At 68.4% G+C, this 25,757-nt stretch carries 23 protein-coding genes; 17 read left to right on the plus strand and 6 right to left on the minus strand.

Going from position 1 to position 25,757, the window contains the following annotated elements; all coding sequences use genetic code 11:
- Window positions 1–7 precede the first annotated feature (7 nt).
- Window positions 8–1,135 (plus strand): rod shape-determining protein RodA, encoded by a 1,128-nt coding sequence (rodA, locus tag BHS09_RS13000; protein WP_140796438.1) that lies wholly within the window; start codon window positions 8–10, stop codon window positions 1,133–1,135.
- A 126-nt stretch (window positions 1,136–1,261) separates the two neighbouring features.
- Window positions 1,262–1,951 carry a PilZ domain-containing protein gene (locus BHS09_RS13005; RefSeq protein WP_140798024.1) on the plus strand — a complete coding sequence of 230 codons (690 nt, stop codon included), beginning with the start codon at window positions 1,262–1,264 and terminating at the stop codon, window positions 1,949–1,951.
- A gap of 55 nt (window positions 1,952–2,006) precedes the next feature.
- Here the strand turns inward: BHS09_RS13005 and BHS09_RS13010 are convergent, their stop codons facing one another.
- Window positions 2,007–2,342: a hypothetical protein gene (locus tag BHS09_RS13010; RefSeq protein WP_090489138.1), complete on the minus strand. Its 336-nt coding sequence runs from the start codon at window positions 2,340–2,342 to the stop codon at window positions 2,007–2,009.
- Between the two features lie 177 nt (window positions 2,343–2,519).
- Here BHS09_RS13010 and BHS09_RS13015 point away from each other — a divergent pair, with 177 nt between their 5' ends.
- Window positions 2,520–3,221: a polyphosphate kinase 2 family protein gene (locus tag BHS09_RS13015; protein WP_174258756.1), complete on the plus strand. Its 702-nt coding sequence runs from the start codon at window positions 2,520–2,522 to the stop codon at window positions 3,219–3,221.
- A 78-nt stretch (window positions 3,222–3,299) separates the two neighbouring features.
- Here the strand turns inward: BHS09_RS13015 and trxA are convergent, their stop codons facing one another.
- Window positions 3,300–3,632: a thioredoxin gene (gene trxA / locus BHS09_RS13020; protein WP_011552722.1), complete on the minus strand. Its 333-nt coding sequence runs from the start codon at window positions 3,630–3,632 to the stop codon at window positions 3,300–3,302.
- A 100-nt stretch (window positions 3,633–3,732) separates the two neighbouring features.
- Here trxA and BHS09_RS13025 point away from each other — a divergent pair, with 100 nt between their 5' ends.
- From BHS09_RS13025 to BHS09_RS13050, 6 genes are all read left to right on the plus strand, one after another.
- Window positions 3,733–4,194 (plus strand): hypothetical protein, encoded by a 462-nt coding sequence (locus tag BHS09_RS13025; RefSeq protein ID WP_140790123.1) that lies wholly within the window; start codon window positions 3,733–3,735, stop codon window positions 4,192–4,194.
- Between the two features lie 34 nt (window positions 4,195–4,228).
- Window positions 4,229–5,047 (plus strand): cytochrome C assembly family protein, encoded by an 819-nt coding sequence (locus BHS09_RS13030; RefSeq protein ID WP_140790125.1) that lies wholly within the window; start codon window positions 4,229–4,231, stop codon window positions 5,045–5,047.
- A gap of 2 nt (window positions 5,048–5,049) precedes the next feature.
- Window positions 5,050–6,375, plus strand: coding sequence for a glutamyl-tRNA reductase (hemA, locus tag BHS09_RS13035; RefSeq protein ID WP_140790126.1), 1,326 nt, complete (start codon window positions 5,050–5,052; stop codon window positions 6,373–6,375).
- Window positions 6,372–7,316 (plus strand): hydroxymethylbilane synthase, encoded by a 945-nt coding sequence (gene hemC / locus BHS09_RS13040; RefSeq protein ID WP_140790128.1) that lies wholly within the window; start codon window positions 6,372–6,374, stop codon window positions 7,314–7,316. The genes hemA and hemC overlap by 4 nt, the downstream gene beginning before the upstream one ends.
- Before the next feature lie 12 nt (window positions 7,317–7,328).
- A complete protein-coding gene (locus BHS09_RS13045) occupies window positions 7,329–8,099 on the plus strand; it encodes a uroporphyrinogen-III synthase (protein WP_140798025.1) in 771 nt (256 codons plus the stop codon).
- Window positions 8,100–8,280: 181 nt separating this feature from the next.
- Window positions 8,281–10,128, plus strand: a complete 1,848-nt coding sequence (locus tag BHS09_RS13050) for a GspE/PulE family protein (protein ID WP_140798026.1) — start codon at window positions 8,281–8,283, stop codon at window positions 10,126–10,128.
- An 80-nt stretch (window positions 10,129–10,208) separates the two neighbouring features.
- Here the strand turns inward: BHS09_RS13050 and BHS09_RS13055 are convergent, their stop codons facing one another.
- From BHS09_RS13055 to BHS09_RS13065, 3 genes are all read right to left on the minus strand, one after another.
- Window positions 10,209–11,744: a hypothetical protein gene (locus BHS09_RS13055; protein WP_140790134.1), complete on the minus strand. Its 1,536-nt coding sequence runs from the start codon at window positions 11,742–11,744 to the stop codon at window positions 10,209–10,211.
- A 77-nt stretch (window positions 11,745–11,821) separates the two neighbouring features.
- The gene (locus BHS09_RS13060; RefSeq protein ID WP_140790136.1) at window positions 11,822–13,792 is read right to left on the minus strand and encodes a single stranded DNA-binding domain-containing protein; all 1,971 of its coding nucleotides are present in this window, start codon (window positions 13,790–13,792) and stop codon (window positions 11,822–11,824) included.
- The gene (locus BHS09_RS13065) at window positions 13,793–16,177 is read right to left on the minus strand and encodes a bifunctional metallophosphatase/5'-nucleotidase (RefSeq protein WP_140790138.1); all 2,385 of its coding nucleotides are present in this window, start codon (window positions 16,175–16,177) and stop codon (window positions 13,793–13,795) included.
- A 143-nt stretch (window positions 16,178–16,320) separates the two neighbouring features.
- Here BHS09_RS13065 and BHS09_RS13070 point away from each other — a divergent pair, with 143 nt between their 5' ends.
- The 7 genes from BHS09_RS13070 (at window position 16,321) to BHS09_RS13100 (ending at window position 24,934) form a co-directional block, all read left to right on the plus strand.
- A complete protein-coding gene (locus BHS09_RS13070; protein ID WP_140790140.1) occupies window positions 16,321–17,001 on the plus strand; it encodes an NUDIX hydrolase in 681 nt (226 codons plus the stop codon).
- 79 nt (window positions 17,002–17,080) lie between these two features.
- The gene (locus BHS09_RS13075; protein ID WP_140790142.1) at window positions 17,081–18,544 is read left to right on the plus strand and encodes an MFS transporter; all 1,464 of its coding nucleotides are present in this window, start codon (window positions 17,081–17,083) and stop codon (window positions 18,542–18,544) included.
- A 74-nt stretch (window positions 18,545–18,618) separates the two neighbouring features.
- Window positions 18,619–20,184, plus strand: coding sequence for a hypothetical protein (locus tag BHS09_RS13080; RefSeq protein WP_140790143.1), 1,566 nt, complete (start codon window positions 18,619–18,621; stop codon window positions 20,182–20,184).
- 100 nt (window positions 20,185–20,284) lie between these two features.
- Window positions 20,285–21,031 (plus strand): HAD family hydrolase, encoded by a 747-nt coding sequence (locus tag BHS09_RS13085; RefSeq protein ID WP_140790145.1) that lies wholly within the window; start codon window positions 20,285–20,287, stop codon window positions 21,029–21,031.
- 136 nt (window positions 21,032–21,167) lie between these two features.
- Window positions 21,168–22,289 (plus strand): pyruvate dehydrogenase (acetyl-transferring) E1 component subunit alpha, encoded by a 1,122-nt coding sequence (gene pdhA, locus BHS09_RS13090; protein ID WP_174258757.1) that lies wholly within the window; start codon window positions 21,168–21,170, stop codon window positions 22,287–22,289.
- 53 nt (window positions 22,290–22,342) lie between these two features.
- Complete coding sequence (locus BHS09_RS13095; protein ID WP_140790149.1) at window positions 22,343–23,329, plus strand: pyruvate dehydrogenase complex E1 component subunit beta; 987 nt, start codon at window positions 22,343–22,345, stop codon at window positions 23,327–23,329.
- 6 nt (window positions 23,330–23,335) lie between these two features.
- Window positions 23,336–24,934 (plus strand): pyruvate dehydrogenase complex dihydrolipoamide acetyltransferase, encoded by a 1,599-nt coding sequence (locus BHS09_RS13100; protein ID WP_140798027.1) that lies wholly within the window; start codon window positions 23,336–23,338, stop codon window positions 24,932–24,934.
- 74 nt (window positions 24,935–25,008) lie between these two features.
- Here the strand turns inward: BHS09_RS13100 and BHS09_RS13105 are convergent, their stop codons facing one another.
- Entirely contained in the window at window positions 25,009–25,257 is a 249-nt protein-coding gene (locus BHS09_RS13105) for a hypothetical protein (protein WP_140790152.1), read from the minus strand.
- A gap of 183 nt (window positions 25,258–25,440) precedes the next feature.
- Here BHS09_RS13105 and BHS09_RS13110 point away from each other — a divergent pair, with 183 nt between their 5' ends.
- Window positions 25,441–25,725 (plus strand): DUF2795 domain-containing protein, encoded by a 285-nt coding sequence (locus BHS09_RS13110; RefSeq protein ID WP_140790154.1) that lies wholly within the window; start codon window positions 25,441–25,443, stop codon window positions 25,723–25,725.
- Window positions 25,726–25,757: the final 32 nt, after the last annotated feature.

A 25,757-nucleotide genomic window follows, 5' to 3' on the forward strand; every position in this document is an offset into this window, starting at 1 on the left:
GCGCCGGATGGTGCCCCACATCCCCTGGGGCCTCATCTTCTCCGTGCTGGCGGTGTGCGGGCTGGGCATCTGGAACCTCGCCTCGGCGTCACGGCCGCCGCACTCGCCCGTCTGGGGCTCGCAGATGGGCTACCTGGGCATCAGCATGGTCGCCGTGCTGGTGGTGTGCCTGGTGGACTACCGGTGGATTCAGCGCATGGCGCTGCCCATCTATGCGGGCAACATCCTGCTGCTCATCGCGCTGCGCTTCTTCGGCCACACGGCCAAGGGCGCGGAGAGCTGGTTCGTCATCGGCCCGTTCCGCATGCAGCCCGCGGAGTTCATGAAGATTGGCGTCGTGCTGATGCTGGCCAAGGTCTACCACGACGACTTCCAGCCCAATGCGCCCTCCTACAGCCTGACGCGGCTGTGGAAGCCGGTGCTCGTCGTCTTCGTGCCCTTCGCGCTCGTGCTGGTTCAGCCGGACCTGGGCACCGCGCTGATGATTGGCCTGTCGTCGCTCACCATCATCCTCTTCGGGAAGGTGCGCTGGTATCTGGTGGCCACGCTGGTGGCGGGCGTGTTCGCCGCGGGCATCGTCATCTGGAACGACTACATCCGCGACGTGCCGGAGCCTCGGCCCACCATCGTCCGGCACCACCTGAAGAAGCACCAGAGCCAGCGCATCTCCGGCTGGCTGGACCCCGAGGCGGACCTGCGCGGCAGCGGCTATCACGCGGCGCAGTCGAAAATCGCGGTGGGCAGCGGCGGCGTGTCCGGCAAGGGCTGGCGCGAGGGCACCCAGACGGGCCTGCGCTTCCTGCCCGAGCAGCACACCGACTTCATCTTCTCCGTGTGGGCGGAGGAGCATGGCTTCGTCATGTGCATCGTCCTGCTCGTGCTCTATGGCGCCATCTTCATCTTCGGCCTGGGCGTGGGGTTCAACGCGCGCGACAGGTTCGGCGCCTTCGTCGCGGTGGGCGTCGTGGCGATGCTCTTCTGGCAGGTGTTCGAGAACATCGGCATGGTGATTGGCCTGCTGCCGGTGACGGGAATCACCCTGCCGTTGATGAGTTATGGCGGCTCATCCCTGCTTTCCGTGATGCTCAGCATCGGCTTGCTGGTGAACATCAGCATGCGCCGTCACATGTTCTGAGAATTTCCGGATTTATCCTCGCGAGACGGGCGCAAGCGTTTCTCGGCGCGCGGCATGGGGTGGTGTATGAATCACCCCACCAACGCACGTGGAGGGCGAGTCCTCCCGGGCAGATGAGGACGCGTCATGCAGAGGAAGGGTGGCCAGAAGGCAGTCGGGAGCACGCGGGTGGAGGCGCCGGTGCGAGCGCCCGCGCGAGCGCCAGCGCAGGCCGCGGCGCCGGTGAAGGAGGTCCGCCCCGCGGTGGTTCCGGCGCGTCCTGGTGGCAACGTGGCGGCGGTGAGCCCCGAGCCGAGGCCGACCTTCTCGCCGTTGATTGAGATGAATCAGGGCGAGGCGGAGCACCGTCACTTTCCCCGCGCCCAGCTCGCCACGCGCTTCGAGGTGTGGGTGGATGACGAGGCGGGCGAGCGTCGCTTCGAGGCGAGCCTCGTGTCCGTCAACGTCAGCGTCAGCGGGGCGTTCCTGGAGAGCACCTTCTATCTGCCGCTGGGCACCGTGCTGGGCGTGAGCTTCGCGCTGGAGCCGGGCGCCGCGCCCGTGCAGGCGCGCGCGGAAATCGTGCGGGAGGAGCGGGGGAACGGGCCGGAGGGCCGCAGCGGCTTTGGCGTGCGCTTCCTCGACTTCAGCGGTCAGACAGAGGTGGCACTGGCGCGGCTCTTCGTGGGGATGCGGCTGCGGGCCTTCGCGGAGGACTATCTCAAGTCCCAGCGGGCTCGCTCCCTGCCCAACGAGGTGGAGCGGGTGGTGGACGTGCTGGCGGCCTGGGAGCTGCTCAAGGCGACGTCGTCCGTTTCCGACCCTTGGCAGGGCTGATGCGTTGGACCGGTCATCGCCCAGGGCCGTGGGCGGGTGTCCGGTGTGCAGGCACTCAGGCCGACTTGCTGCCCGAAATCTGGCGGCGGCGTTCGGCCTGGTAGTGCGCGGAGCACAGACCCTTCGAGCGCTGCTCGCGAGTACAGCCCTCCATGGTGCAGCGGCGATCCAGTGAAACCAGGCTGGCGCCCGCCATCACCTTCGGCGGACGGCCGCGGCGCCGGCCCGCGGTGAGCGCGGTGGAGCTGGGCGAGGTGCTCCCCAGCCTGGGCATCCCGTCGTTGAGCGCGCGCAGCATGCCGCGTCCAATGGCGTCTCCCAATGCTTCGGCCCAGTTCACCATGGCCGGCGTCAGCGGGACGGTGGACAATTCTTTGCGTGGACGTGCCATGAATACTCCAAGTGAAAACAGTCAGCCAACACAGACACTGCTATGTGCCTATTTGGCGGTTGAAGTCATCGCTGTCAATACAACCTTGGAGGGTCTGTCTTGACTCGTAAACGATCTCAGAAAATTGATGACAAGACTGCAAATGGATACGTATTTCCCGTATGTCCTCACGGCACTGTGACACTCGCAGCGGTCGACCCGTCTGTCTCGGCGGGTGAACACGCGAAATATGAGAAGACGCTCAAAACGCTCCAGGAGCGCGTCTTCGAGCTGCAGATCCAGAACTACCTGGCGGGGCGGAAGGCCGTCATCGTCTTCGAGGGCTGGGACGCCTCCGGCAAGGGCGGCGCCATTCGCAGGCTCACCACGCTGATGGACCCGCGCGGTTACAAGGTCTGGCCCATCTCCTCGCCGTCAGAGGACGAGCGCAGACACCATTACCTGTGGCGCTTCTGGCGCAAGACGCCGGGCGCGGGCGAGGTCTGCATGTTCGACCGGAGCTGGTACGGCCGGGTGCTGGTGGAGCGGGTAGAGGGCTTCGCGAAGCCGGCGGAATGGCGGCGCGCCTACGATGAAATCAATGCTTTTGAACACATGCTCACCGCGGACGGTGTGCGGATGGTGAAGTTCTTCATCCACATCGACAAGAAGACGCAGCTGCAGCGGTTTCGCGAGCGCGAGGCGGACCCGGCCAAGCGCTACAAGCTGGGGCCCGAGGACTGGCGGAACCGGGCGAAGTGGAAGAAGTACGAAGCGGCCATCCAGGAGATGCTGGACCGCACGCACCGCCCCGACGCGCCGTGGCACGTGGTGCCAGGGAACGACAAGCGCTACTCGCGGCTGGAGGTGCTCCGCCGCTGCGTGGAGTTGCTGGGCTGAGACAGGAGGAGGCGCACGGGTGGTGCGCGGAAGAGCAGCAGGGCTCTCTCGCGCGTCCGACCCCGCAGTGCGGCGAGTCTACGTCAGGGCCTTCTTCACCGCCTCTTCGATGCGGGCCTTGGGCACCGCGCCGACAATCTGCTCCACCACGCGGCCGCCCTTGAACAGGAGCAGGGTGGGGATGGAGCGGATGCCGTACTCCTGCGGCGTGTCCTGGTTCTCATCGATGTTGAGCTTGGCGAACTTCACCTGCCCCTTGTACTGCGAGGCCAGCGCTTCGATGGAGGGCGCGATGGCGCGGCACGGCGCGCACCACGTCGCCCAGAAATCCACCAGCACGGGCTCCTGGGAGTCCAGGACCTGCTGCTTGAAGTCGCCATCCCCGATGTTCGTCACGTCCGCGCCTGCCATGGTGTCTCCTCGTGCCCTGTCCGGGCACCGCCGTCGCGTGTAGTACGCGTCCGGTGGGCCTGCAAGGATCGGCCGGCCATCAGCCAATCTGGCGGCTCAGATGCGGATGGATGGCGCCTGTTTCAACCATTTCCCCCAAGCGTTCCCCCAGGGGAGGGGTGGCTGGTGTAAGCTGGAAGGCGTGACGAAGCTCTTCCTGCCCCAGACCCAGCTCGAGGAGTGGGCGCTGGCGGACAAAGCAGACCTGCGCGAAGGCCGGCTGGTGGTGATGGCGGAAGGCGGCGTGGCCTTCCCCCTCACGCCCGCGGTCCACTTCGTCCAGCTCGTGTCGGGCGAGGACACCCAGGGGTTGGTGGCCCGGGTGAAGACCGAGGAGCAACTTGCCCGACTGGGTGCCGAGCAGATGGCCGACTCGGTGCTGGTGGGGGACAACGCCTATGAGGTCGTTCCAGGGTATGTAGCGGAGGTCGCCGCCGGCGCGCCCAGGCCAGAGGGCGCGGACAAGAAGCCGGACTCTGAAGCAGACCTTCTGGCTGCCTTCATCCTCAACAAGATGGGCTGATTCGTCCGTCTCCCGTGGTTATGAGCCTGCCCCTATGAGCCACACGCTCGTCTCGCTCGCCTGCCACGCGTATGGCATCGCCGCTATCGTCTACCTGGCCTACCTGGTCCGCCAGTCCGAGGCCCTGGCGACGGCCGGGCGGGTGCTGGTGGGCGGTGGATTGGCGCTGCATGGCGTGGCGCTCTTCGAGCTGCTCGGGGTGCAGAGCGGGCGGCCGGTGGGCCTGGCGCAAGGCTTCTCCGCGCTGGCCTTCCTGCTGCTGGCCATCTTCCTGCTCCTGGACGTGCGCTACCGCCGGCCCGTCATCGGCGCCTTTCTCACGCCGCTGGCGCTGGCCGCGTTGCTGCCCGGCTTGCTGATGCAGGGCGGGCAGGCGCCGCTGCCTCCCGGGGTGCGTCAGCCGCTGTTGCCGCTGCACATCACCCTGGCGCTGCTGGGGCTGGCCGCGTTCGCGGTGGCCGCGGGCGTGGGCGTCATGTACGTGCTCATGGAGCGGCAGGTGAAGGCCAAGCGCTTCGGGTTGCTGTTCTCCCGCCTGCCCTCCCTGGAGTTCCTGGACACGCTGAACCGGCGCCTGGTGGTGTGGGGCTTCCTGGCGCTGTCCATCACGCTCGCCACGGGGGCCTTCTTCGTGGGCACCACGCCGGGCCCCTGGACCGTGGATGGGAAGACGCTGGCCACCCTCGTCGCGTGGGCCGTCTTCGCCGCGCTGCTGGTGGCGCGTTCCGTCGCGGGCTGGCGGGGGCGGCGGGTGGCCTTCCTCACCATGGCGGGGTTCTGCCTGGTCATGGTGTCCTTCCTGTCCTCGTATGACGTGTCGTCGCCCTCGGAGGCGGCCATGAGGATGCCCTGAGTATGGAGCTCATCTGCATTGGCCTGTCCCACCGGACGGCGCCCCTTACCGTCCGCGAGCGACTGGCCTTGCCGGAGTCGCGTCAGGTGGACGTGCTCCAGCGGCTGGCCCAGTCGCCCGTGGAGGCCCTCTGGGTGTCCACCTGCAACCGCGTGGAGGTGTACCTGTTGGCGCCGGACACGGCGATGGCGCGGCAGCGCGCGTTGGCGGAGCTGCAGGTGCTGGGCGGCGTGGAAGCCCTGGAGCACCTCTACGAGCACCAGGGCGAGGCGGCGCTGGTGCACCTGTTCCGCGTGGCGTGCAGCCTGGACTCCATGGTGCTGGGCGAGGCCCAGATTCTGGGCCAGGTGAAGGACGCCTTCGAGCGGGGCCAGGGCGCGGGCGCGGTGCGCGGTGAGTTGATGCGCGCCTGCGCGGCCGCGTTCAGCTGCGCCAAACGCGTGCGCACGGAGACGGCCATTGGCCGCGCGGCCACGTCCATGGCGGCGGCGGCGGTGCAACTGGCCAGCAAGGTGTTCGACGGGCTCGCGGGCAAGACGGTGCTGGTGGTGGGCGCGGGGGAGATGGGCGAGCTGGCGGCGCGCCACCTGAAGCAGGCCGGCGCGTCGAAGCTCTATGTCACCAACCGCACCCTGTCGCGCGCGGAGGCGCTGGCGGCGGAGGTGGGCGGACAGGCGCGGCCCTTCGAGGAGCTGCTCGCTCTGGTGGCCGCGGCGGACGTGGTGGTGTGCAGCACGGCGTCGCCGGTGCCGCTCTTCACGCGGGACAACGTGGGCGCCTTGGGGCGCGGGCGCCGGGGGAGGCCGCTGTTCATGGTGGACCTGGCGGTGCCGCGCGACATCGACCCGGCCGTGGGCACGCTGGACTGGGTGCACGCGTACGACGTGGACGACATCCAGAAGTTCGTCGCGGACAACGCCGCGGCGCGCGCGGAAGAGGCGCAGAAGGCGGGCGTGCTCGTCGCGCAGGAAGTGGCGCGTTTCGTCAAGGAGCGCGCGCTGCGTGAGGGCACGCCGGTGCTGGCGCGACTGCGTCAGCGCGCGGAAGCCATTGCCCGCTCCGAGGTGGAGCGCACGCTGGGCGCCCTGGGCGACGGACTCAACGACAAGCAACGCAAGAGCATCGAGGCCATGGGTCGAGCCATCGTCAACAAGCTGCTGCATGAGCCCACCGCGCGGCTGCGCGCCGTGGGGCCGGAAGGGGAGGGCAACCGCCTGGCGGGGGCCGCCGCCGAGTTGTTCGGGCTGCTGGAGGAGGAGGTTGGCACCGCCGCCGCCGCGCCCTCCGTCATGGCCGCGCCGGTCCAGGTCGCCACGGGGGGCAAGTGATGGCGCCCGTGCGCATCGCCACCCGGCAGAGTCCCCTGGCGCTCTGGCAGGCGCGTCACGTGGGCGCGCTGCTGACCTCGCATCATCCCGGTTTGGAAGTGTCCCTGGTGGAGATGACCACCGAGGGAGACCGCTTCCTGTCCGCTCCGTTGTCCGCGGTGGGCGGCAAGGGCCTGTTCGTGAAGGAAATCGAGCAGGCGCTGCTCGATGGCCGCGCGGACGTCGCCGTGCACAGCCTCAAGGACATGACGTCCGTGTTCCCGGAAGGGCTGATGCTCGCCGCGGTGCCGGAGCGGGAGGACCCGCGCGACGTCTTCTGTGGCCTGGGCGGGCTGACGCTGGACACGCTTCCCCAGGGCGCGCGCGTGGGCACGTCGTCGCTGCGCCGAAGCTGCATCCTGCGCTCGCGCCGGCCGGACGTGGACATCGTCAGCGTGCGCGGCAACGTGCAGACGCGCCTGGCGAGGACGCGGGAGCAGGGGCTCGCGGGGGCGCTGCTGGCCTACGCCGGACTCAAGCGCCTGGGCCTTGAGGACGTCATCACCCAGGTGCTGCCGCCCGAGGTGAGCCTGCCCGCGGTGGGGCAGGGCGTGCTGGCCATCCAGTGCCGCACGGACGATGCGCGCGTGCGCGAGCTGCTAGCGCCGCTGGAGCACGCCACCACGCGCATCGCCGTCACCGCCGAGCGCGCGCTGCTGGCGAAGCTGGAGGGGGGCTGCACCGTGCCCCTGGCCGGGCATGCCACCGTGTCGGGCGACACCGTCTTCCTGCGCGGACTCGTGGGCCGTCCGGATGGCACACACGTGGTGCGGGGCGAGGTGCGCGGCCCCGTGTCGCGGGCCCATGCGCTGGGTGAATCCCTGGCGGATGACCTGCTGTCGCGTGGGGCGGCGGACATCTTGCGTGATTTCGCGCGCCGCTCCGAGGCGCGGGAGTCCTAGACTGGCGCTCGCGTGGAACGGCGACTGGAAGGCAAGAGAGTCTTGGTGACGCGCCCGCGTGAGCGGGCCGAGGAGTTGTGCTTTCTCCTGGAGGATGAGGGCGCTGAAGTGCTGAGCGTGCCCCTTCTGGAACTGCATCCTCCGGAGGACCCACGTCCGCTGGCTTCAGCGGCCGAGCACATCCAGCGCTACACCTGGGTGGTGTTCGCGAGCCCGACCGGCGTGGATGCGCTGATGGAGGCCCTGCGCGAGGCGGGCACCCAGGACCGGATACAGCGGGTGAAGGTGGCCACCGTGGGGCCGCGCACGACGCGCGCCGCGGAGGGCTACGGCCTGGACGTGGTGGCCGAACCTTCCGAGGGCACGGGCGCGGCCCTGCTCAACCTCATCAAGGATGCGCTGCAACCGGGTGACGAAGTCCTGCTTCCCGCCGCCGAGGAAGGCCGGCGTGAGCTGGAAGACGGGCTGCGAGAGCACGGCCTCCTGGTGACGCGGGTGACGGCGTATCGCGCCACGCCCGCGCCCCTGCCACCGGAGTCGTTGGCCTTGCTGGATGCCTCACCGCCGGACGTCGTGCTCTTCGCTTCGCCGCGCACGGCCGAGGCCTTCGTGGAAGAGGCCGGACGCGAGCGCCTGGCCACCGCGCGGGTGGTGGCGATTGGTCCAACGACGGCGTCCGCCCTGGAGCGGCTGGGCGTGCCCGCGGCGGCCGTCGCGGAGCGGCCGACGCCAGAGTCCCTGGTGGATGCCGCCGTGCTCGCGGTGACGAGCACCGTGCACTGACGGTGGCGCGGCGCCGTGCCCGCACGGCCGCATGACGGGCCTGATAGCGGCTCCATGCCTGGCTGGTGGCGCGGAGGGCACCATGGGTGTTTTCCGCTCGGTGCACCGCTGTGTGCCGGAATCCGTCTGGTACGCTTCGGGGTCGCACTCCGGCGGGCGGCCGGGGTGTAAGGAGACGCGCTTGGTACAGCCAGTGAGCGGCGTGGGTGGCACTGCTCCGAAGAGCCGGGATGACTTCACCACGCTGTTCGTGCTGGAGGCGCTCGTTGCCCAGGGGCTGCTGCAACCCCAGCAGGCACAGGAGGTGCTAGCCCGAGAGGGCGCCGCGCGCGCTCGGGTGCTCAAGGCCCATCAGGGGACCACGGGCGGCGGCAAGGAGGCCGCGCGGTACGACGTGTCTCCGGTGGAAATCGTGGCGGCGTTCCAGGTGCCGCTGTCCAACGGCCGAGGCGTGCTGGACGAGGACCGCGTCACGGAGGCCGCCGCGCGCGCCGCCGGCATGACCTACCGGAAGATTGACCCGCTCAAGCTCGACATGGCGCTGGCCACGCGCACGGTGTCCAGGCCCTACGCGCAGAAGCACGTGCTGCTTCCCCTGGAGCGCACCCCGCAGGGCCGGCTGCTGGTGGCGGTGGCCAACCCATTCGACCGGGAACTCTTCGAGAGCTTCCACCGCCTGACGGGGCTGCCCGTGGAGCCCGTCCTCAGCGCGAAGGCGGACATCCTCAAGTCCATCAGCGACATCTACGGCTTCAAGAAGACGCTGGCGCGCGCCGCCGACGACTTCAGCGCCGCCGCTGGAGCCCAGGTCGCCAACTTCGAGCAGCTCGTCTCGCTCAGTGGCACCCAGGAGCTGGAGGCGTCGGACCGGCCCGTGGTGCAGGCGGTGGACTACCTGCTGCGCTACGCGTTCGACAATCGCGCTTCGGACATCCACATCGAACCCAAGCGCACCACCAGCGTGGTGCGTCTGCGCATCGACGGCGTGCTGCATCCGGTGCACACGCTGCCGGCGCCGGTGCATCCACCCATCGTCTCGCGCGTGAAGATGCTGGCGCGCATCGACATCTCCGAGCGCCGCAAGCCGCAGGACGGCCGAATCAAGACGGAGCGCGACGGCCGAGAGGTCGAACTCCGCGTGTCCACGCTGCCCACCGCGTTCGGTGAGAAGGTGGTCATCCGTATCTTCGACCCGGAGACGCTGGTGCAGGACATCGCCCAGCTCGGCTTCGAGCCGGACGAGAAGAGCGCCTTCGAGTCCTGGATTGACCAGCCACACGGGCTCATCCTCGTCACCGGCCCCACCGGTAGTGGCAAGACGACGACGCTCTACTCCGCGCTCAAGGCGCTGGCGGGTCCGGACGTCAACGTCACCACCATCGAAGACCCCATCGAAATGGTGTGGGACGCCTTCAACCAGGTGCAGGTGCAGCCCAAGGTGGGGCTCGACTTCGCCGGAGCGCTGCGCCACATCCTCCGCCAGGACCCGGACGTCATCATGGTGGGCGAGATTCGCGACCCGGAGACGGCGGAGAACGCGATTCAATCCGCGCTCACCGGCCACCTGGTGCTGTCCACGCTGCACACCAACGACGCGCTGGGCGCGGTGGCGCGCATGCGGGATTTGGGCGTGCCGTCCTTCCTCTTGGCGCAGAGCCTTCTGGGCGTCATGGCGCAGCGCCTGCTGCGACGGGTGTGCAGTCATTGCGCGCAGGAGACGACGCTGACGCCGGACGAACTGCTCGCGCTCCAGGCCCCCCTGCCGCTGCTGCCCGGTGGCGTGCGCCTGCTCAAGGGGGCAGGGTGCGTGCGTTGCCGTGGCACCGGCTTCGTGGGCCGCACGGGCGTCTTCGAAATCGTCACCAGCGCGGGCGAGCTGAGAGACCTCATCGCCCGCGAGGCCCCCTATTCGCAGATGGTGGATGCGGCCCGGCGCTCCGGCATGCGGACACTGCGCGAGGCCGCCGTGCGTAAGCTGGCCCAGGGCTTCACCGCCTTCGACGAGGTGGTGCGGATGACGACCGTCTGACGCGCGACGGCCCGGCCTCCCACGAGGAGAGACCGGGCCGCGGAGTCCTTCCGGCTGCCCCGGTGGGGCAGGGCGGTGGACTAGAAGCGCGCCTGGAGCATCGTGTTGAAGCCCAGCGCGTGCGGGCGCTCGAAGCTCGGCTGCGCCACACCCGTCACGTCGTCCCGGAACGTGGTCCGGTTGGTGTCGTACGTGTAGTAGACCTCGCCGACGGCGGCGACGGAGTCGGACAGGTCCCAGCGGAACGTGGCCTTCGCGGAGTAGATGGGCTCCGCCTTGCACGCCGCGCTGCCGCGGCCGCACGTCTCCGGAAGGATGCTGAGCTGATTCACGTCACGCACCACGACGGTGCGCGTGCCGATGAGGTTCGGCGGTGGGTTGTTGCCGCCCAGCACCGGCGTGGGGCTGCGGAACGAGGCCGGCTGCTGCACACCGAGGATGAAACCCGGCGTGAAGTGCAGCTTCGGCAGGTGGTAGTCCGCGCCCACCGCGATGAACATCTCCGGCTTCAGCTCCGTGCCCTCCGGGAAGTCCTGGAACGGCGGGAAGCCCGGCACCTCGAACTGGATGAAGGACAGGCTGCGGTACAGGCCGAGGAGGCTGACGCGGAGCAGGTCGTACTTCGCGCGCGCCTGGAGGGCCACGGCGGTGGCGCCCTGCGGCTTGGTGGCGCCAAAGTCGTTGGGCTTCTCCAGCGTCTGCGACAGGTAGCTGCCTTCCAGCGACACGGTGTACGACAGGCCGCCCGGGTACTGCTCCGGCGCGAAGAAGCGCTGATAGATGTCCGGGTCGTTCTTGTAGAGCCGGAAGTCCACGCTGGTGCCGACGGGCACACCCACGTGGTAGACGACTTGTCCGGACACACCCGCGGCGTTCACCGGCGCTTCCACGCCGAGCGTCGCCAGGCCGGGCACCAGGCCCTTCTGGAAGTAGCCGCCGCCCGCCTCGACGCGCAGCGTCTCCAGGATGTCCCAACCCGCGCCGGCCATGAGGCCGTACTTGGTCTCTTCCTCGCGGATGAGCTCGTTCTGCATGAGCGCCGTCTTGCCGCCGACGTACGCGTACCAATTGTCGCGGGTGATCTGCAGCTTGCCGCCGGGCACGCCGTTGGTGGCGGCGCGGGTGGTGAACACGCCGCTGCCACCCCAGGAGATGCGGTACGCATAGCCCAGACGGAAACGGTCCGCGGACACCGGGAAGCCGACGAGCGAGATGCCTTCCTTCTCGCTCCAGCCCGGCGGCTGATAGTTGAGGCGGATGTAGCTGGAGTTGTCGCGGATGTCGACGCCACCCGACGGCCGCTCGAGCACCAGCAGCGTCAGCGCCGCTTCGGTCGTCAAACCCTCGAAGAAGGCCGGTGCTCGCTTGTAGAGCACCACGTTCGACAGGGACTCGAAGCCGGAGAACCGGGTGTTGAAGTTGTCGTAGAACTGCGTGTTCTGGTTGCCGGCGCCGAACCGCGCATTGGGGCTGTTCGGCGTCGTTTCACCAGAGCCTGCGAGCACGTTGTCGTCCGCGAAGACGAACGACAGACGGGTGTCCACGAAGTCACTGGCCCACGCGGGCGCACTCAGGGAAATCAGGCCGGTCAGGGCCAGCTTCTGCAGCGTTTTCAATGTCCCTCTCCACGGAGCGGTCCAGTGGACCGCTCCTCCCTGCTTCCCGTCACCGGGTCGCGAGAATCATCAGAAGACTACGGATTGACGCAAGGCCGGATCGGCTTCGGGCACTCCATGCCCTGGCCGGGGTAGCAGCAGATGTCGTCCAGGTCGCGAGGCAGCACGTTCCACCGCGGGCGGGCGGCGCTCACCTGCCGCAGGTGGCCCACGACGTCGAAGCTGGCCGCATGCAGATTGCGGCACTGCTGGGCCGCCTCGGCGTTCGGGTCATCCTCGCTGCAGTCGGGCGCCAGGTCCGGCACCGCGTCCTTCGTGACCAGGTTGATGCGCGTGCGCGCGTCCGCCGCCACCTTGCAGGTGAGGGTGCCGTCCTCGCGGTTCTGGACGGAGGCGTACACGACGCCCTCGCCCGAGGCCATGGTGTGCTGCAGCGGAGTCTGGGCCGCCAGCGCCACCGGCGTGCCGTTGGCGCCGAAGCGCACGTTGGCCGGCTTGTCGCACGACACGTTGACGCGCTGATCCCTGCTGAACGTGTCCGACTGGGCCCAGTTGACGACGGTGGGGTCCGCGTTGACGGAGGCGGTGAAGGTCTGGATGCGCCCGGGGACGGACTCGTCCAGGCCCGCCGCGGCGGCGCCGGTGGGGTTCATCTCCACGACGAACTGGCCGAAGCCGTTGTACGTGTTGCGCTCGGCGCAGTGGACGCCGGCGAACTGGCCAATGCCCATGGTGCAGTCGATGTTGCACTGCCGCTCGGCGATGTCCGGATCATTCGGGTTGTCCGTGCCGCAGCTTCCCCACGTCCCCGCGCGGGTATTGGGACAGAAGAAGGGGACGCTGCCGTTGCCGTTGGCGTCACAGTTGTGGAAGACGCGCGGGAACTTCACCCGGCTGAGCTTCACCAGTGACGACTCCAGGCTCTCCATCTTGTAGTTGCCGTAGCTGTAACCACACAGCGGGTCCGTCATGTAGAGCGAGCCGCTGTAGCCGCACAGTCGGCCGTTGATCTCCACCGGCGGCGACAACTTCAGATACTTGTCCCACTCCGTCTGGGGCAGCAGCCGGACGCGCTCGCGCACCGTCCAGGCGGGGAAGGTGAGCTGCGTGGTGGCGGTGAACTCCTGCACGGAGCCGGACACCGACCACAGCAGGTCGCCCGGGTCGAGCCCTTCGGGGAAGGAGTAGTTGTAGACGTAGAGCGAGTTGAAGCGGCCGGGGTAGTTGCCGTCCGGTTCACCCGTCTGGATGTTGGCGCCCGGGACGCTGTTCTCGCCCACGCGGCAGGCCGTCATGTCCGTGACGAAGAAGCCGCCCGGGTCCGTGCCCGTCACCAGCAGCGTCACCGGCTGCTTGTCGTTCGGGTCACCCTCGGGGCAGTTCTGCAGCAGCGGTGAGCCGGCCTCCGGGTTGCGCCCGATGCGCATGTACGTCCCGGCGTACGCGGTGAGCTGATCGCTGTTCTGCGGAACCTGGACCGTGGCGATGGTCGGCTCCTCGAACTTCATCATCCGCGACAGGCCGGTGGAGTTGGTGCGGGTCGCCGGCTCCTGAGGCAGCTCGCCGGGAACGACCTGTCCGTCGGCGTAGTCCACCTGCGGCGGTTCATCCTGCACCCAGACGTGGGCGTCGCCGTAGAGCTGGCCGGCGCGCACCGTGCCGGTGCCCCGGCCGTTGGTGAGCTGGGTCCAGCGGTAGCGGTACTCGCCCATCAGGTTGCCCGGCACCGTGCGGAAGGACACCGGCCCGTTGAACGACTCCATGGGCTGGCCCTTCGCGTCCAGGGCGAGGATTTCCACGTCGAAGTCCACCGGCGTTCGGGGCAGGGCCAGCCGGCAGTCCGCCGTGCCGCGAACCTCCAGCGGCACCTGGTTCTGGCCGCCGTGCGCGGTGGCGCACTCATTCACCACCGGCAGCGGGGTACGCGTGCCGCCGGTGTAGATGCCCGTGAGGTTGACCCGGAACGAGGCGACGCCATCAGGCTGAGGCGTTTCCTGGGTGTAACAGCCGGCCGCCGCCAGGGCCGACAGGAAGAGCAGGCGCTTCATTTACTTCACCCTCCGGCCGATACGGGAATCCTCAACCGCGTCCGCGATGGACACGGAGGTGGGGTTCTCACAGAAGTTCCGCAGCTGGTTCGTCACCGTGCCGCAGATGGGGTTGTTGCCCGCCAGCACATCCCGGCAGCTGCAGCGGCCTGTGTACGGACCCTCCGGCACGTCGCACTGGCTCTGGATGTCCTCGGCCGTCAGGCCCGGCACGCCGCAGCGCTCCGCGGCGTCCGAGGGGAGCGCCAGCAGATCCTTGCAGTCGCAGCTGCCCACCTGCTTGTCCAGCGCGGCCTTGAAGTCGGCGGCGGCGCGGCAGGAGCCCACCACCTGTTCGTTCACCGTCCAGCGGCCGTTGATGAGGTTGCCGCAGTAGTGGCCCGACTTGGACGTCTGGCGGCCCGCGAGGATGTCCTCGCAGGTGCAGAAGCCCTGCATGTAGCCGATGAGCGAGTCGCGCAGCGAGATGCCCGTCTCGATGCGGGTGGTGTTGCGCTTGAGGACGTTGAAGCCCGAGCCACCCTTGGCGATGTAGTCGTTGACGGCGATCTTGTACGTGCCGGTGATGTCCAGCGGCTTGCCGTTGATCTGGATGTCGGTGCCCGGGTGCGCGTAGCAGCGGCCCACGCTGGAGTCGTTGCTCTGGTCCACCAGGCACTGCCACGGCGCATGACCCTGGCGGTCCTGGTTGGGGCAGTCCGTGCCGTTGAGCGCCGGGTTGCAGGCGGTCTGCAGGTCGTTCACCTGCACCTGGGCGCAGTCCATGGTGAAGCGGGCGCCGGAGATCTGCGCCTGGCTGACGCAGCCGCGCTCCGCGGAGCGCTCGGTGACGAAGTCGAACATCTCCTGCATCTCCTTGCCGGAGAGGTACATGATGTTGATGGTGTTCTCGAACGGGAACACGTTGAACATCGACTCCTGGCTCACCACGCCCGCGTAGAGGTTGTCGCGGATGCCCAGTGAGTTGGTGAGCGCCATCTCCGCCTCGACGCGGCGGCGCTTGCGCATGGAGTCCGCGGCGATGTTGCCCAGCGGCGAGTCACCACCCGTGGAGTTGTTGCGGCGCTGCACGTCGCGCGGCGCGTAGGAGAAGATGGACGTCAGCTGGAAGTTGAAGTCCATGCCCAGGATGTACGGCTGGAGCAGATGCGTGGTCATCCGGTCCTCCTGGTTCGTGCACGCCTGGATGGCCTGACGGACGCGCTCGTCGCGGAGGAACTGGCCCTCCGCCCAGAACACGTTGCCATCGTGACGGAAGCGACGCATGGCGTCGTCGCACCACAGGGCGTCCATGGGGAACACGCGGAAGTCCTGGCTGATGATTTCGCCGCCCTCACCGGCGCCGAGCACCTCGGGCATCTTCACCACCAGCTCCAGCCGGCCCACGTACTTGGCGAACGCGCCAGAGTGCGCGAGCACCACCTTGCGGCCCGCGGGGTCGGTGAGCAGCTGCGGCGGGTTGAGCACGACGTGCAGGTGACCACCCATCACCGCGTCCACGCCCACCACGCCGGGGATGCGCACGCGCACCACGGACTTGTCGTCCCCTTCGGGGCCGAACCACTCCAGCACCTGCCAGGGCTCCTTCTGGCGCTGCACGTAGGCCTTGGCGCGGGAGTACTCGTAATAGGCGTCGTAGCCCTGGATGACGTCCTGGTCCTCATGGAGGCCCAGGTGGCTGACCAGCACGATGAGGTCGGTGACGGGGCGCAGCAGGTCCACGTAGGCGCGCGCCACCTCGTTCTGCTCCAGCGGCGTCACCTGGAGGCTGTTGCCACCTTCGACGATGGAGTTGAGCGAGGAGATGTTGGCCATGCCGATGATGGCCACCCGGAGGCCCTTCACGTTGCGGATGGTGTACGGCTCCACTTCCAGGGCTGTCTGGTGGTTGCCGTTCGCCCGCCAGTCGTCCCAGAAGTAGTTGGCCGCCAGCAGCGGGAACATCGCGTGCTGCTGCGCCATCTGGGTGAAGTTGAGGAGGCCCGCGTCGAACTCGTGGTTGCCCACGACGGCCGCGTCGAGCCGCGCCTCGGAGAGGAACTTGAACTCCACCTCACCGGTGTTGAGGTTGAAGATGGGCGCGCCCTGGAAGCAGTCGCCCGAGTCCACGTGCAGCACACGCTCGCCCTGGGAGCGCTCGCGCTTGAGCAGCGCCCCCATGCGCGTGGCGCCGCCGAAGGGGCCCGCTTCCGGGATGGTCCCCAGGTCCACGTCCGTCTTCAACGGCGTGAAGTCATAGGGGATGAGGCGCGAATGAATGTCCGAGGTATGAAGGAGCGTCAGACGCACCTCCTGCCCCTCGAGGTTGTAGTCCTGGCCTTCCAACACCGGCATGCACGAAGCAGATGCCAGGGCGCAGCAGAGGCCGAGCAGGAGGCGACGCATCAAGAGAATTCCGTGTTTCAGAGGGGAGACAGCGGTAAAGCGGGCGCAAGGTACGGGATCAAGCTTTGTCGGGCAAGCAACGCCACCATGGCGGGCCAGGTTCCTGCCATCGGCGTTCCTACTCCACAGGAGAGCAGGCGGACATGCGGCAGCGTCATTCCAGTGTGACTGACATCGAGATCATCGAGGATTTCTCGTCTACCGCGAGGTGCGACGAGGGCTTCCTCAGGGTTCGGCGGCTGCGCTGCCGCAACCGGCGCGCGGACGGTTCTTCCTCTCCCGTATACCGAGTGGACGTGGTGGACCGGCCCCGGTTGGACGCGGTGGCGGTGCTCGTCTATCGCCGCGGTGCGTCAGGCCTGGAGGTCCTGACGCGGATGAACCTCCGGCCCGCGGCGTATTTCCGGAAGGACAACCGGGGCGCGATGACCGTTCCAGACCCTGCGTCTGGCTACTTGCGCGTGGAAGAAATTGTCGCGGGACTGCTGGAGCCGGAGGACAAGGGCGAGGAAGGCCTGCGTCGCCGCGCCGCGGCAGAGGTGCATGAGGAGGCCGGGTTCAACGTGAATCCGGAGGACATCCGGCTGTTGGGCGGCGCCTTCTTCCTGGCGCCGGGCATCCTGTCCGAAAAGGTGTTTCCCGCCGCGGTGGACGTCACCGAGCTGTCACCCGAGGAGCCCGAAGGGGATGGTTCGCCCCTAGAGGAGGGCACGCAGCTGCACTGGCGTCCCATCCAGGACGTGTTGGACGCGTGCCGGCGCGGTGACATCCCGGATGCGAAGACGGAAGTCGCCTTGACGCGGCTGCTCGCCCTTCAGCCCTGAAGGGCGTGCATTGGTTTCGCGCGGCCGCGTGCCGGGGTAGGGTGCGCGGCGTTCCGCAATCCACCGCAGAGGTCGCTGCATGTCGTCGCTGCCCCCCTGGCTGGCCCAGTTCCTGCCCATCCTCATCCTCCTGGGGGCCATCGGCCTCGTCCTCGCGCGCCTGCCCAAGGTGGAGCTGGGGCACACGGAGGCATTCAAGCGCCGCCGGTTCTTCAACTGGTTCCCGTTGGGCATGACGTACGCGTTCCTCTACATGGGGCGCTACAACCTCAACGTGGCCACCAGCGCCATGGGGGACCGCACCTCCAACGCGGACTTCGGCACCATCTTCGCGTGGGGCACCGCCGTCTACGGCGTGGCCTTCCTCCTCAACGGCCCGCTGACGGACAAGTTGGGTGGCCGGAAGACCATCCTGATGTCGGCCGCGGGTTCGGCGGTGGCGAACGTGGCCATGGGCGGCGTGGTGTACGCGGTGCTGACGCACAACTGGGCGCCGCCGGGCGGCCTGGTGGCGACGCTGTCGTTCCTCTACGCCGTCAACATGTACTTCCAGAGCTTCGGCGCGGTCTCCATCGTCAAGGTGAACGCGGCCTGGTTCCACGTGCGCGAGCGCGGCCTGCTGGGCGGCGTGTTCGGCATCCTCATCTCGCTGGGCATCTACTTCGCCTACGACTGGAGCCGGCTCATCGTGAAGGCCGCGCCCACCTACTGGGCGTTCTTCGTGCCCGCGGCCATCCTCGCCGTGTTCCTGGTGGTGGACTACTTCGTCATCCGCGACACGCCCAGCCATGCGGGCCATCCGGACTTCGACACCGCGGACGCGTCCTCCGGAGAGACCGGGCCTCAGTTGGGGGTGGCGGGCGTGCTGAAGCGCATGCTGACCAACCGCGCCATCATCATCATCCTCTTCATCGAGTTCTGCAGCGGCTTCATGCGCAACGCCATCATGCAGTGGTACCCCAAGTTCGCGAAGGCGACGGGACTCGGCGAGTCCTTCGTCGCGGCCAACTGGGGTATGCTGCTGTGCGTGGCGGGCATCACCGGCGGCATGTTCGCCGGCGTCATCAGCGACCGCGTCTTCGACTCACGCCGCGGCCCCGTGTCCGCCGTGCTCTACGCCGGCATGTCGGTGGGCGCCGTCATCTCCGTGTTCGTCCTGGAGAGCGTGGCCCTGGGCTGGACGGTCATCTTCATGTCCCTGTGTGTCATTGGCGTGCATGGCATGCTGTCCGGCACGGCCAGCATGGACTTCGGCGGGAAGAAGAACGCCGGCCTCGCGGTTGGCATCATCGACGGCGCCGTGTACGCGGGCACCGCGCTGCAGTCCATCCTGCTGGGTTCCATCCTGCCGATGGGTGACGAGGCGAAGACCGCCGCCAACTGGGGCAACTGGCCCTACGCCATGCTGCCGCTGTCCTTCCTCGGGCTGCTGCTGGCCACCCAGGTGTGGAACGCCCGGCCCCAGCCGAAGTCCACGCCCGTGCCGGCCACCCTGCCGGTGCCCCCGGCGGCGCCAGCGAATCGGACCGGTACTGGCGGGTGATATCCGTGTGGCCCCAACGATGTGTGACGTTGGGGTCACTCCCGCGTGACAGGGATGTAGCGTAGACTCCCGGTGTGTCCCAGTCACCCGCACCCCTGCAGAGCCGCTTCGAGGTCCACGACCGGAAGCAGTTTGAAATCAAGCTCGAGTATCAGCCCTCCGGGGCGGATGAGACGCGCTACCTCGTGGAGGCGTATCTCTTCCTGCCGGGGAGCCTGAACATCGACGCGGAGACGTACCCGCGGGCGGACTTCTACGCGGACATCCACAACTACGTGCGCTTCAAGACGCCGGTGATGGCGGTGAACGAACTGCTGGGCTCGGACACCTCGCCGCTGGTGCGCCTGGAGGCGTGGCTGCGCACGGGGATGGGGTCCGAGAAGGACGTCGTGTACCAGGCCAAGCTCCTGTCCTGCGTGCTTCGCGGTGCGCTGCGCCGCTTCGCCACCGGGGTGGAGTCGCGGTGCGAGGGCCCCGCGGCGCTGCCGACGGACGCGTGCGCGGTGCTGGAGTCCGAGGTCCTGGCCATGCAGGCCGGTGTGACGCAGGTGCTGGCGCGCTTCCGCGTGTGGCTGCGCGCGGTGGGGGAGTTGCACCTGCAGGAGCGCTCGCGGGCGTCGCTGCGGCTGGTGGACGAATACGTCAGCCTGCTGGTGGAGGGCGGCTTCCGGCGCGCGGTGGCGGACATGAAGTCGCTGCCTCGCGGCGAGCCGTGGCATGGGCTGCGCAAGGGGCTGATGGAGGCGGTGCTGCGGGAGGAGGCGTACCGCAAGGAGCACCGGCTGCGCAGCGTGCTCAGCCCCACGGGGGACAACGAGGAGTACATCCTCCGGTTGGGCTTCCTGAAGAAGTTCTGCATGAACGTGCTGTTCCTGTCGTCGAAGCGGCGGCAGAAGCGGCAGGGCTGGGAGGAGATGCTCTTCGCGCTGGCCGCGGGCGTGGCGATGACGGTCGCCACCGCGGTGGCCTTCTGGGCGCAGGAGCGCTACGCGCAGGCCAGCCTCAACTTCTTCCTCATCCTCGTGGTGGGGTACATGGTGAAGGACCGCATCAAGGAAGGCCTGCGCCGGATGCTCAGCCGGGCGGCGGCCATGCACCTGGCGGACCGGACCACGAACCTGGTGGACCCCGTCACCGGGCGCGTCATTGGCGCGTGCGAGGAGCGGGTGGACTACGGGCCCTCATTGAAGGTGCCGGACACGGTGTCGGCGCTGCGTCAGCGCGACGACTTCCTCACCGCGACGCAGGGTGAGCTGTCGGAGACGGTCATCCGCTACCAGAAGCAGATTGTCCTGGATGCTCGGCACCTGCCGCGCACGCAGCGGGGCCTGACGGGCGTGACGGACATCCTCCGCCTCAACGTGGAGCGCTTCCTTCGCGACATGGACGAACCGGAGCTGGCGCTGGAGTACGTGGACCTGGCGGACCTGTCCGTGGGCCACATCCGCGGGACCAAGCGCTACCCGGTGGACATGGTGTTCCGCTTCACGGTGGTGGAGGAGGAGACGGACCGCCGTCAGGACTCCGTCCAGTTCGTGCGGCTGGTGCTGGACCGCAACGGCATCCAGCGCATGCAGCGCTTCACGGACCCTGGTCCCGGAACGCCCCCCAACCGTTCCGGGTGGAAGTCCGCGGCCTGAGGCGGGGCCGACGCTCCAGGCGGGGAGGGGGGCGCATGACGCCCGCGGAGGAGGATTCGGCGGCACCCTGGCGCGCGCGCGGGTAATCTCCCCGGCGCACATGGCTTACGACGACTTCAAGAAGCGTATCCGCGACGACTGGCGTGACACCCTGCGTTCCATCCTGGAGCGCGCCCGCTCCCTGGGCTCCTCCGCCGTGCTGGCGTTCGACCTGGACTCCACCCTCTTCGACAACCGGCCCCGGCAGGCCCGCATCCTCCGGGAATATGGCGTCGCCAGCTCGCTGGCCGTGCTGGCCGCCTGCGAGCCGCGCCACTGGGTGACGGGCTGGGACATGAAGGAGGCCATGCGCGCCTGCGGCCTGGAGGACGCCCTGGTGGAGTCCCACTTCGCCGAAGCCCGCCGCTTCTGGGCCGAGCGCTTCTTCACCAGCGACTACTGCGTGGACGACGAGGCCATCGACGGCGCGGCCAGCTTCACCCACGAGGTGGCGGCCACCGGCGCGAGGCTCGTCTACGTCACCGGCCGCCATGAGGCCATGCGGGAAGGCTCCGTCTCCTGCATGCGCCGTCACGGCCTGGTGCTGCCAGATGACGACCGGGTGCTCCTCGTGATGAAGCCCACGCTGGCCGAGGACGACGACGCCTTCAAGCGGGAGGCGCACGCACGGCTGGGCCGCCTGGGGAGCGTGGTGGCTGCTTTCGACAATGAGCCCACGCACGCGAACGACTACCGGCGGAAGTTTCCAGAGGCCACCGTCATCCATCTGGCCACGGACCATTCGGGCCGGCCGGTGGAGTTGCTGGATGGCGTCATTTCCGTCCCGCACTTCGCGCTGGGTTCCTGACGCACCGCGCCTGAAACAGACCAGGCGTGGACGGGGTTTGAAAGGCTTTGAAGTCCCCCTGCCGCGCGGCTATTGAGTCGCTCGGCGTTTGCCGCCCCGGGAGTTCCGTGGGCGGCCAGCATGGAGGCATTCCGCAGTGGCCAGCCCGTACTCGAAAGAACTGCTGTTGGACATGTACCGGAAGATGTACCTCATCCGTCGCTTCGAGGAGCGCGCGGGTCAGCAGTACACGCTGGGGAAGATTGCCGGTTTCTGCCACCTCTACATCGGCCAGGAGGCCGTGGCGGTGGGACCGGTGGAAGCCCTGCGTCCGGATGACTACATGCTCAGTGCGTACCGTGACCACGGCCAGCCGCTGGCCCGTGGCAGCGACGCGGGCATGGTCATGGCCGAGCTGATGGGCCGGGGCACCGGCTACAGCAAGGGCAAGGGCGGCTCGATGCACATCTTCGACATCGAGCATCACTTCTATGGCGGCTACGGCATCGTCGGCGGCCAGATTCCCCTGGCGGCGGGCATGGCCTTCGCCAGCCGTTATCGCAACGAGGACCGCGTCACCGTCTGCTACTTCGGCGACGCGGCGGCCAGCCAGGGCGCCCTCCACGAGACGTTCAACATGGCGTCCAAGTGGAAGCTCCCGGTCATCTACATCTGCGAGAACAACCGTTACGGGATGGGCACGGCCATTTCCCGCATAGCGGCGGTGCCGGAGATCTACAAGCGCGCCAGCGCCTACGACATGCGCGGCGAGCCGGTGGATGGCATGGACGTGCTGGCCATGTATGAGGCCGTCAAGGACGCCGCCGAGTACTGCCGCGCCGGCAAGGGCCCCGTGCTGCTGGAGGCCAACACGTACCGCTTCCGCGGTCACTCCATGGCCGACCCCGCCACCTACCGCACCAAGCATGAGGTGGAGGAGGAGCGCAAGGGCGACCCGATTCCGAAGCTGCGCGCCTACATCAAGAAGCAGGGGCTGGCCCAGGACGACGTCTTCGAGACCATCGAAGAGGAGGTCAATGCGCTGGTGGACCAGGCGGTGAAGTTCGCCGACGAGTCGCCCGAGCCCAGCCTGGACGAGCTGTGGCGCGACACCATCGTGGAGGAGGGCGAGGAGGACGTGCGCCCCCGCGAGCGCGTGTTGGGTCAGAAGGTGACCTGGCCGAAGTATCCCAGTGGGCAGGAGCTGAAGGTGACGTGGGACCTGGAGCCGCGCGAGCAGGCCGAGGCGGCCGACAAGAAGGCGGGCCTCATCCGCTAGGCGCGCGCTGACCTGTCTACCAACCCTTTTTCGAATTCGTGTCGGAGCCGACGATGCCCGAGTTGATGTACCGCGAGGCGCTGAACCAGGCGCTCGCCGAGGAAATGGAGCGCGACGCCAACGTCTATCTGATTGGCGAGGAAGTGGGCCGTTACAACGGCGCCTTCAAGGTGTCGCAGGGACTGCTGGACAAGTTCGGGAGCGCGCGCATCATCGACGCGCCCATCGCCGAGCTGGGCTTCACCGGCCTGAGCGTGGGCGCGGCCATGGTGGGCTTGCGCCCCGTGGTGGAGATGATGACCTGGAACTTCGCGATTCTCGCGATGGACCAGATCGTCAACAACGCCGCCAAGCTGCGGCACATGTCCGGTGGCCAGCTGCGCTGCCCCATCGTGTTCCGCGGTCCGGGGGGCGCCGGCGGCCGGCTGTCCAGCCAGCACAGCCAGGCGTTGGAGGCCAACTACGCGCACTTCCCGGGCCTGAAGGTGATTGCGCCCGCCACGCCCGCGGACGCCAAGGGCATGCTCAAGGCGGCCATCCGGGACGAGAACCCGGTGCTCATGTTCGAGGGCGAGCGGCTCTACGCCATCAAGGGGCACGTGCCGGAAGGCGAGCACGTCGTGCCGCTCGGCAAGGCGGACGTGAAGCGCGAGGGCACGGACGTCACCATCATCACCTGGAGCCGCATGTATTACTTCTGCATGCAGGCGGCCGAGGAGTTGGCGAAGGAGGGCATCAGCGTGGAGGTCCTGGACCTGCGCACGCTGCGGCCCCTGGATGAGGAGGCCATCCTGGCGAGCGTGCGCAAGACGAACCGCGCCGTCATCGTGGAGGAGGGCTGGGGGCTCGCCGGCGTGGGCGCGTCCGTGGTGGACATCATCCAGTCCAAGGCGTTCGACGACCTGGACGCGCCGGTGGAGCGCGTCACGGGCCTGGACGTCAACATGTCCTATGCAGCGAACCTGGAGAACGCGACCCAGCCGGACGCACCGAAGATCATCGCCGCGGTGAAGAAGGTGCTGTACCGCGAGGGAGCCTGAACGCGCATGGCCATTCCCATCCAGATGCCGAGCCTGTCCCCGACAATGACGGAGGGGAAGATCGTCAAGTGGCTCAAGAAGCAAGGGGACAAGGTGTCCTCCGGCGATGCCGTGGCCGAGGTGGAGACGGACAAGTCCAACCTCGAAATCGAGGCCTACGACGACGGGTACCTGCTGCAGGTGCTCGTCGGCGAGGGCGAGATGGCCAAGGTGGGCGCGCCCATCGCCTATATCGGTGCGAAGGGTGAAAAGGTGGACGCCGGCAAGCAGGCCGCGCCCGCCGCGACGCCTCCCGAGCAGAAGCCCCAGCCGGCGCCCGAGGCCCCCGCGCCGCGGGCCGCCGAGAAGCCCGCGTCGTCGGGCGGCGGCGACAACCGCATCGCCATCCAGATGCCGAGCCTGTCCCCGACGATGACGGAGGGGAAGATCGTCAAGTGGCTCAAGAAGCAGGGGGACAAGGTGTCCTCCGGCGACGCCGTGGCCGAGGTGGAGACGGACAAGTCCAACCTCGAAATCGAGGCCTACGACGACGGCACCCTGGCGGAGATCGTCGTCGGTGAGAACCAGATGGCGAAGGTGGGGTCGCCCATCGCGTACCTCACCGCGAAGGGCGCCAAGGCGGCTCCGGCGGCGAAGCCCGCGGCGCCTGCTCCGGCTCCCGAGAAGCCGGCGGCTCCGAAGTCCGCGCCTGCTCCGGCGGCGAAGCCCGCGGCGGCTCCGGCCCAGGCGGGTGGCCGGCGTGTCCGCGCCAGCCCCGTGGCGAAGAAGATCGCGCGCGAGAAGGGGCTGGACCTCACCCAGGTGAGTGGCTCCGGTCCGTCTGGCCGCGTGGTGAAGCGCGACATCGAGGAGGCGCTCGCGCGAGGACCTGCGGCGGCTCCTGCCGCGAAGAAGGCCCCGGCCGCGCAGCCCGCTCCGGGCGTGCGTCCCGAGCCGACCGTGGTCCCCCTCTCGTCCATGCGCAAGGTCATCGCGCAGCGGATGACGGAGGTGAAGCCCGGCGTTCCTCACTTCTACCTCACCATCGAGGTGGACATGGAGGCGGCGTCGAAGGTGCGCGAAGAGGCGAAGGCGATGGACCTCAAGGTCTCCGTCAACGACCTCATCGTGAAGGCCGTGGCCATGGCGGTGCGCCGCTACCCGAAGATCAACGTCTCGCTGCAGGGCGACAAGGTCGTCCAGTTCCACAGTGTGGACGTGGGCATCGCGGTGGCGCTGGAGGAAGGCCTCATCACGCCCATCCTCCGGGATGCGGACCAGAAGGGCCTGCAGGCCATCGCGTCAGGCGTGCGTGAGCTGGCGGAGCGCGCTCGCAAGCGTGCCCTCAAGCCGGAGGAGTACACCGGCGGCTCCATCACCGTCAGCAACCTGGGCATGTACGGCATCGACCAGTTCGTCGCCGTCATCAACCCGCCGCAGGCCTCCATCCTCGCGGTGGGTGCCGTCTCCGAGAAGGCGGTGGTGCGCGATGGTCAGCTGGCGGTCCGGAAGATGATGACGGCGACGCTGTCGTGCGACCACCGCGTCATCGACGGTGCCATTGGCGCCGAGTTCCTGCGCGAGCTGCGCGGGCTGCTCGAGCACCCCACACGGCTGCTGTTCTAGGCCGTCCGGTTGCCCCGCTCCGCGTGCCCGTCCTGGGGCGCGCGAGGGCGGGGCAGGGCCCGGATGGCCCCTTGTTACTTGCGCGTCGGCTCCTTGCGGCCGTGCGCCTCCTGCTCCAGCTTGCGCTGAGTCTCCGTCACGCTTGCCTGGCGCTCGCGTGACGTTCCGGTCGGCAGCTCGTTCTCCTCATCGTCCGAGCGACCGCGGATGCCGGGCCAGGGCTCTGGGCGCGTGCCCTCCACATGCTCGATGCGCTCCGCATAACCGTTATCTCCGGCTGCGTTGTGCTTCGTCTCCTCGGATTTACCCTTGCTGTCCGCCATGGTGTGTCCTCCCAAGCAGGTGCCATCCGGCACACTTCGTGGCGGTAACGGTGGGACGTGTGCCGCGTGCTGACCACCCACAAGCGGGTTGCATGGCTTGTCCCCCTGCCTGCCCCACGAGCGCGAAAAAAGGTCGGCGGCCGTGGGCGTTCGCTGCTTAACTTGCTTCCAATGAACGACGACATGACACGCGAACGGCTTGCCCAGGGTGTGTCGGAGTTGGAGTCGCGCGTAGGCCCGCCGCTGCCGCTGGCGGAATCGCTGCACAAGGCGCTCGACGGCGCCGTCTTCCCGCTGTCCGCGCGGCAGTTGACCTGGGTGGCCCGTGAGAACGAGGCCCCGTCCCTGGTGCTCTCGCTCCTGGGTTCACTTCCCCGGGTCAGCTTCGGCTCCGTGGACGCGGTGGCCCGGGCGCTGGAAGGCGACCTGGAGGCCACGGGTCCGCAACAGTTGGCTTCTTCGCGCTGACACGACCCAGGACGGACAGGGCCTCGCTGGGC

Source organism: Myxococcus xanthus (assembly GCF_006402735.1).
GTDB classification, from domain to species: Bacteria; Myxococcota; Myxococcia; order Myxococcales; family Myxococcaceae; genus Myxococcus; species Myxococcus xanthus_A.

Bases quoted from the DNA above. Each gene is read 5' to 3' on its own strand.
- rodA (WP_140796438.1), top strand. From the start codon at position 8: ATGGTGCCCCACATCCCCTGGGGCCTCATCTTCTCCGTGCTGGCGGTG.
- BHS09_RS13005 (WP_140798024.1), top strand. From the start codon at position 1,262: ATGCAGAGGAAGGGTGGCCAGAAGGCAGTCGGGAGCACGCGGGTGGAG.
- BHS09_RS13010 (WP_090489138.1), bottom strand. From the start codon at position 2,342: ATGGCACGTCCACGCAAAGAATTGTCCACCGTCCCGCTGACGCCGGCC.
- trxA (WP_011552722.1), bottom strand. From the start codon at position 3,632: ATGGCAGGCGCGGACGTGACGAACATCGGGGATGGCGACTTCAAGCAG.
- BHS09_RS13025 (WP_140790123.1), top strand. From the start codon at position 3,733: ATGCGGATGGATGGCGCCTGTTTCAACCATTTCCCCCAAGCGTTCCCC.
- BHS09_RS13030 (WP_140790125.1), top strand. From the start codon at position 4,229: ATGAGCCACACGCTCGTCTCGCTCGCCTGCCACGCGTATGGCATCGCC.
- hemA (WP_140790126.1), top strand. From the start codon at position 5,050: ATGGAGCTCATCTGCATTGGCCTGTCCCACCGGACGGCGCCCCTTACC.
- BHS09_RS13060 (WP_140790136.1), bottom strand. From the start codon at position 13,792: ATGAAGCGCCTGCTCTTCCTGTCGGCCCTGGCGGCGGCCGGCTGTTAC.
- BHS09_RS13065 (WP_140790138.1), bottom strand. From the start codon at position 16,177: ATGCGTCGCCTCCTGCTCGGCCTCTGCTGCGCCCTGGCATCTGCTTCG.
- BHS09_RS13070 (WP_140790140.1), top strand. From the start codon at position 16,321: ATGCGGCAGCGTCATTCCAGTGTGACTGACATCGAGATCATCGAGGAT.
- BHS09_RS13075 (WP_140790142.1), top strand. From the start codon at position 17,081: ATGTCGTCGCTGCCCCCCTGGCTGGCCCAGTTCCTGCCCATCCTCATC.
- BHS09_RS13085 (WP_140790145.1), top strand. From the start codon at position 20,285: ATGGCTTACGACGACTTCAAGAAGCGTATCCGCGACGACTGGCGTGAC.
- BHS09_RS13095 (WP_140790149.1), top strand. From the start codon at position 22,343: ATGCCCGAGTTGATGTACCGCGAGGCGCTGAACCAGGCGCTCGCCGAG.
- BHS09_RS13100 (WP_140798027.1), top strand. From the start codon at position 23,336: ATGGCCATTCCCATCCAGATGCCGAGCCTGTCCCCGACAATGACGGAG.
- BHS09_RS13105 (WP_140790152.1), bottom strand. From the start codon at position 25,257: ATGGCGGACAGCAAGGGTAAATCCGAGGAGACGAAGCACAACGCAGCC.
- BHS09_RS13110 (WP_140790154.1), top strand. From the start codon at position 25,441: ATGACACGCGAACGGCTTGCCCAGGGTGTGTCGGAGTTGGAGTCGCGC.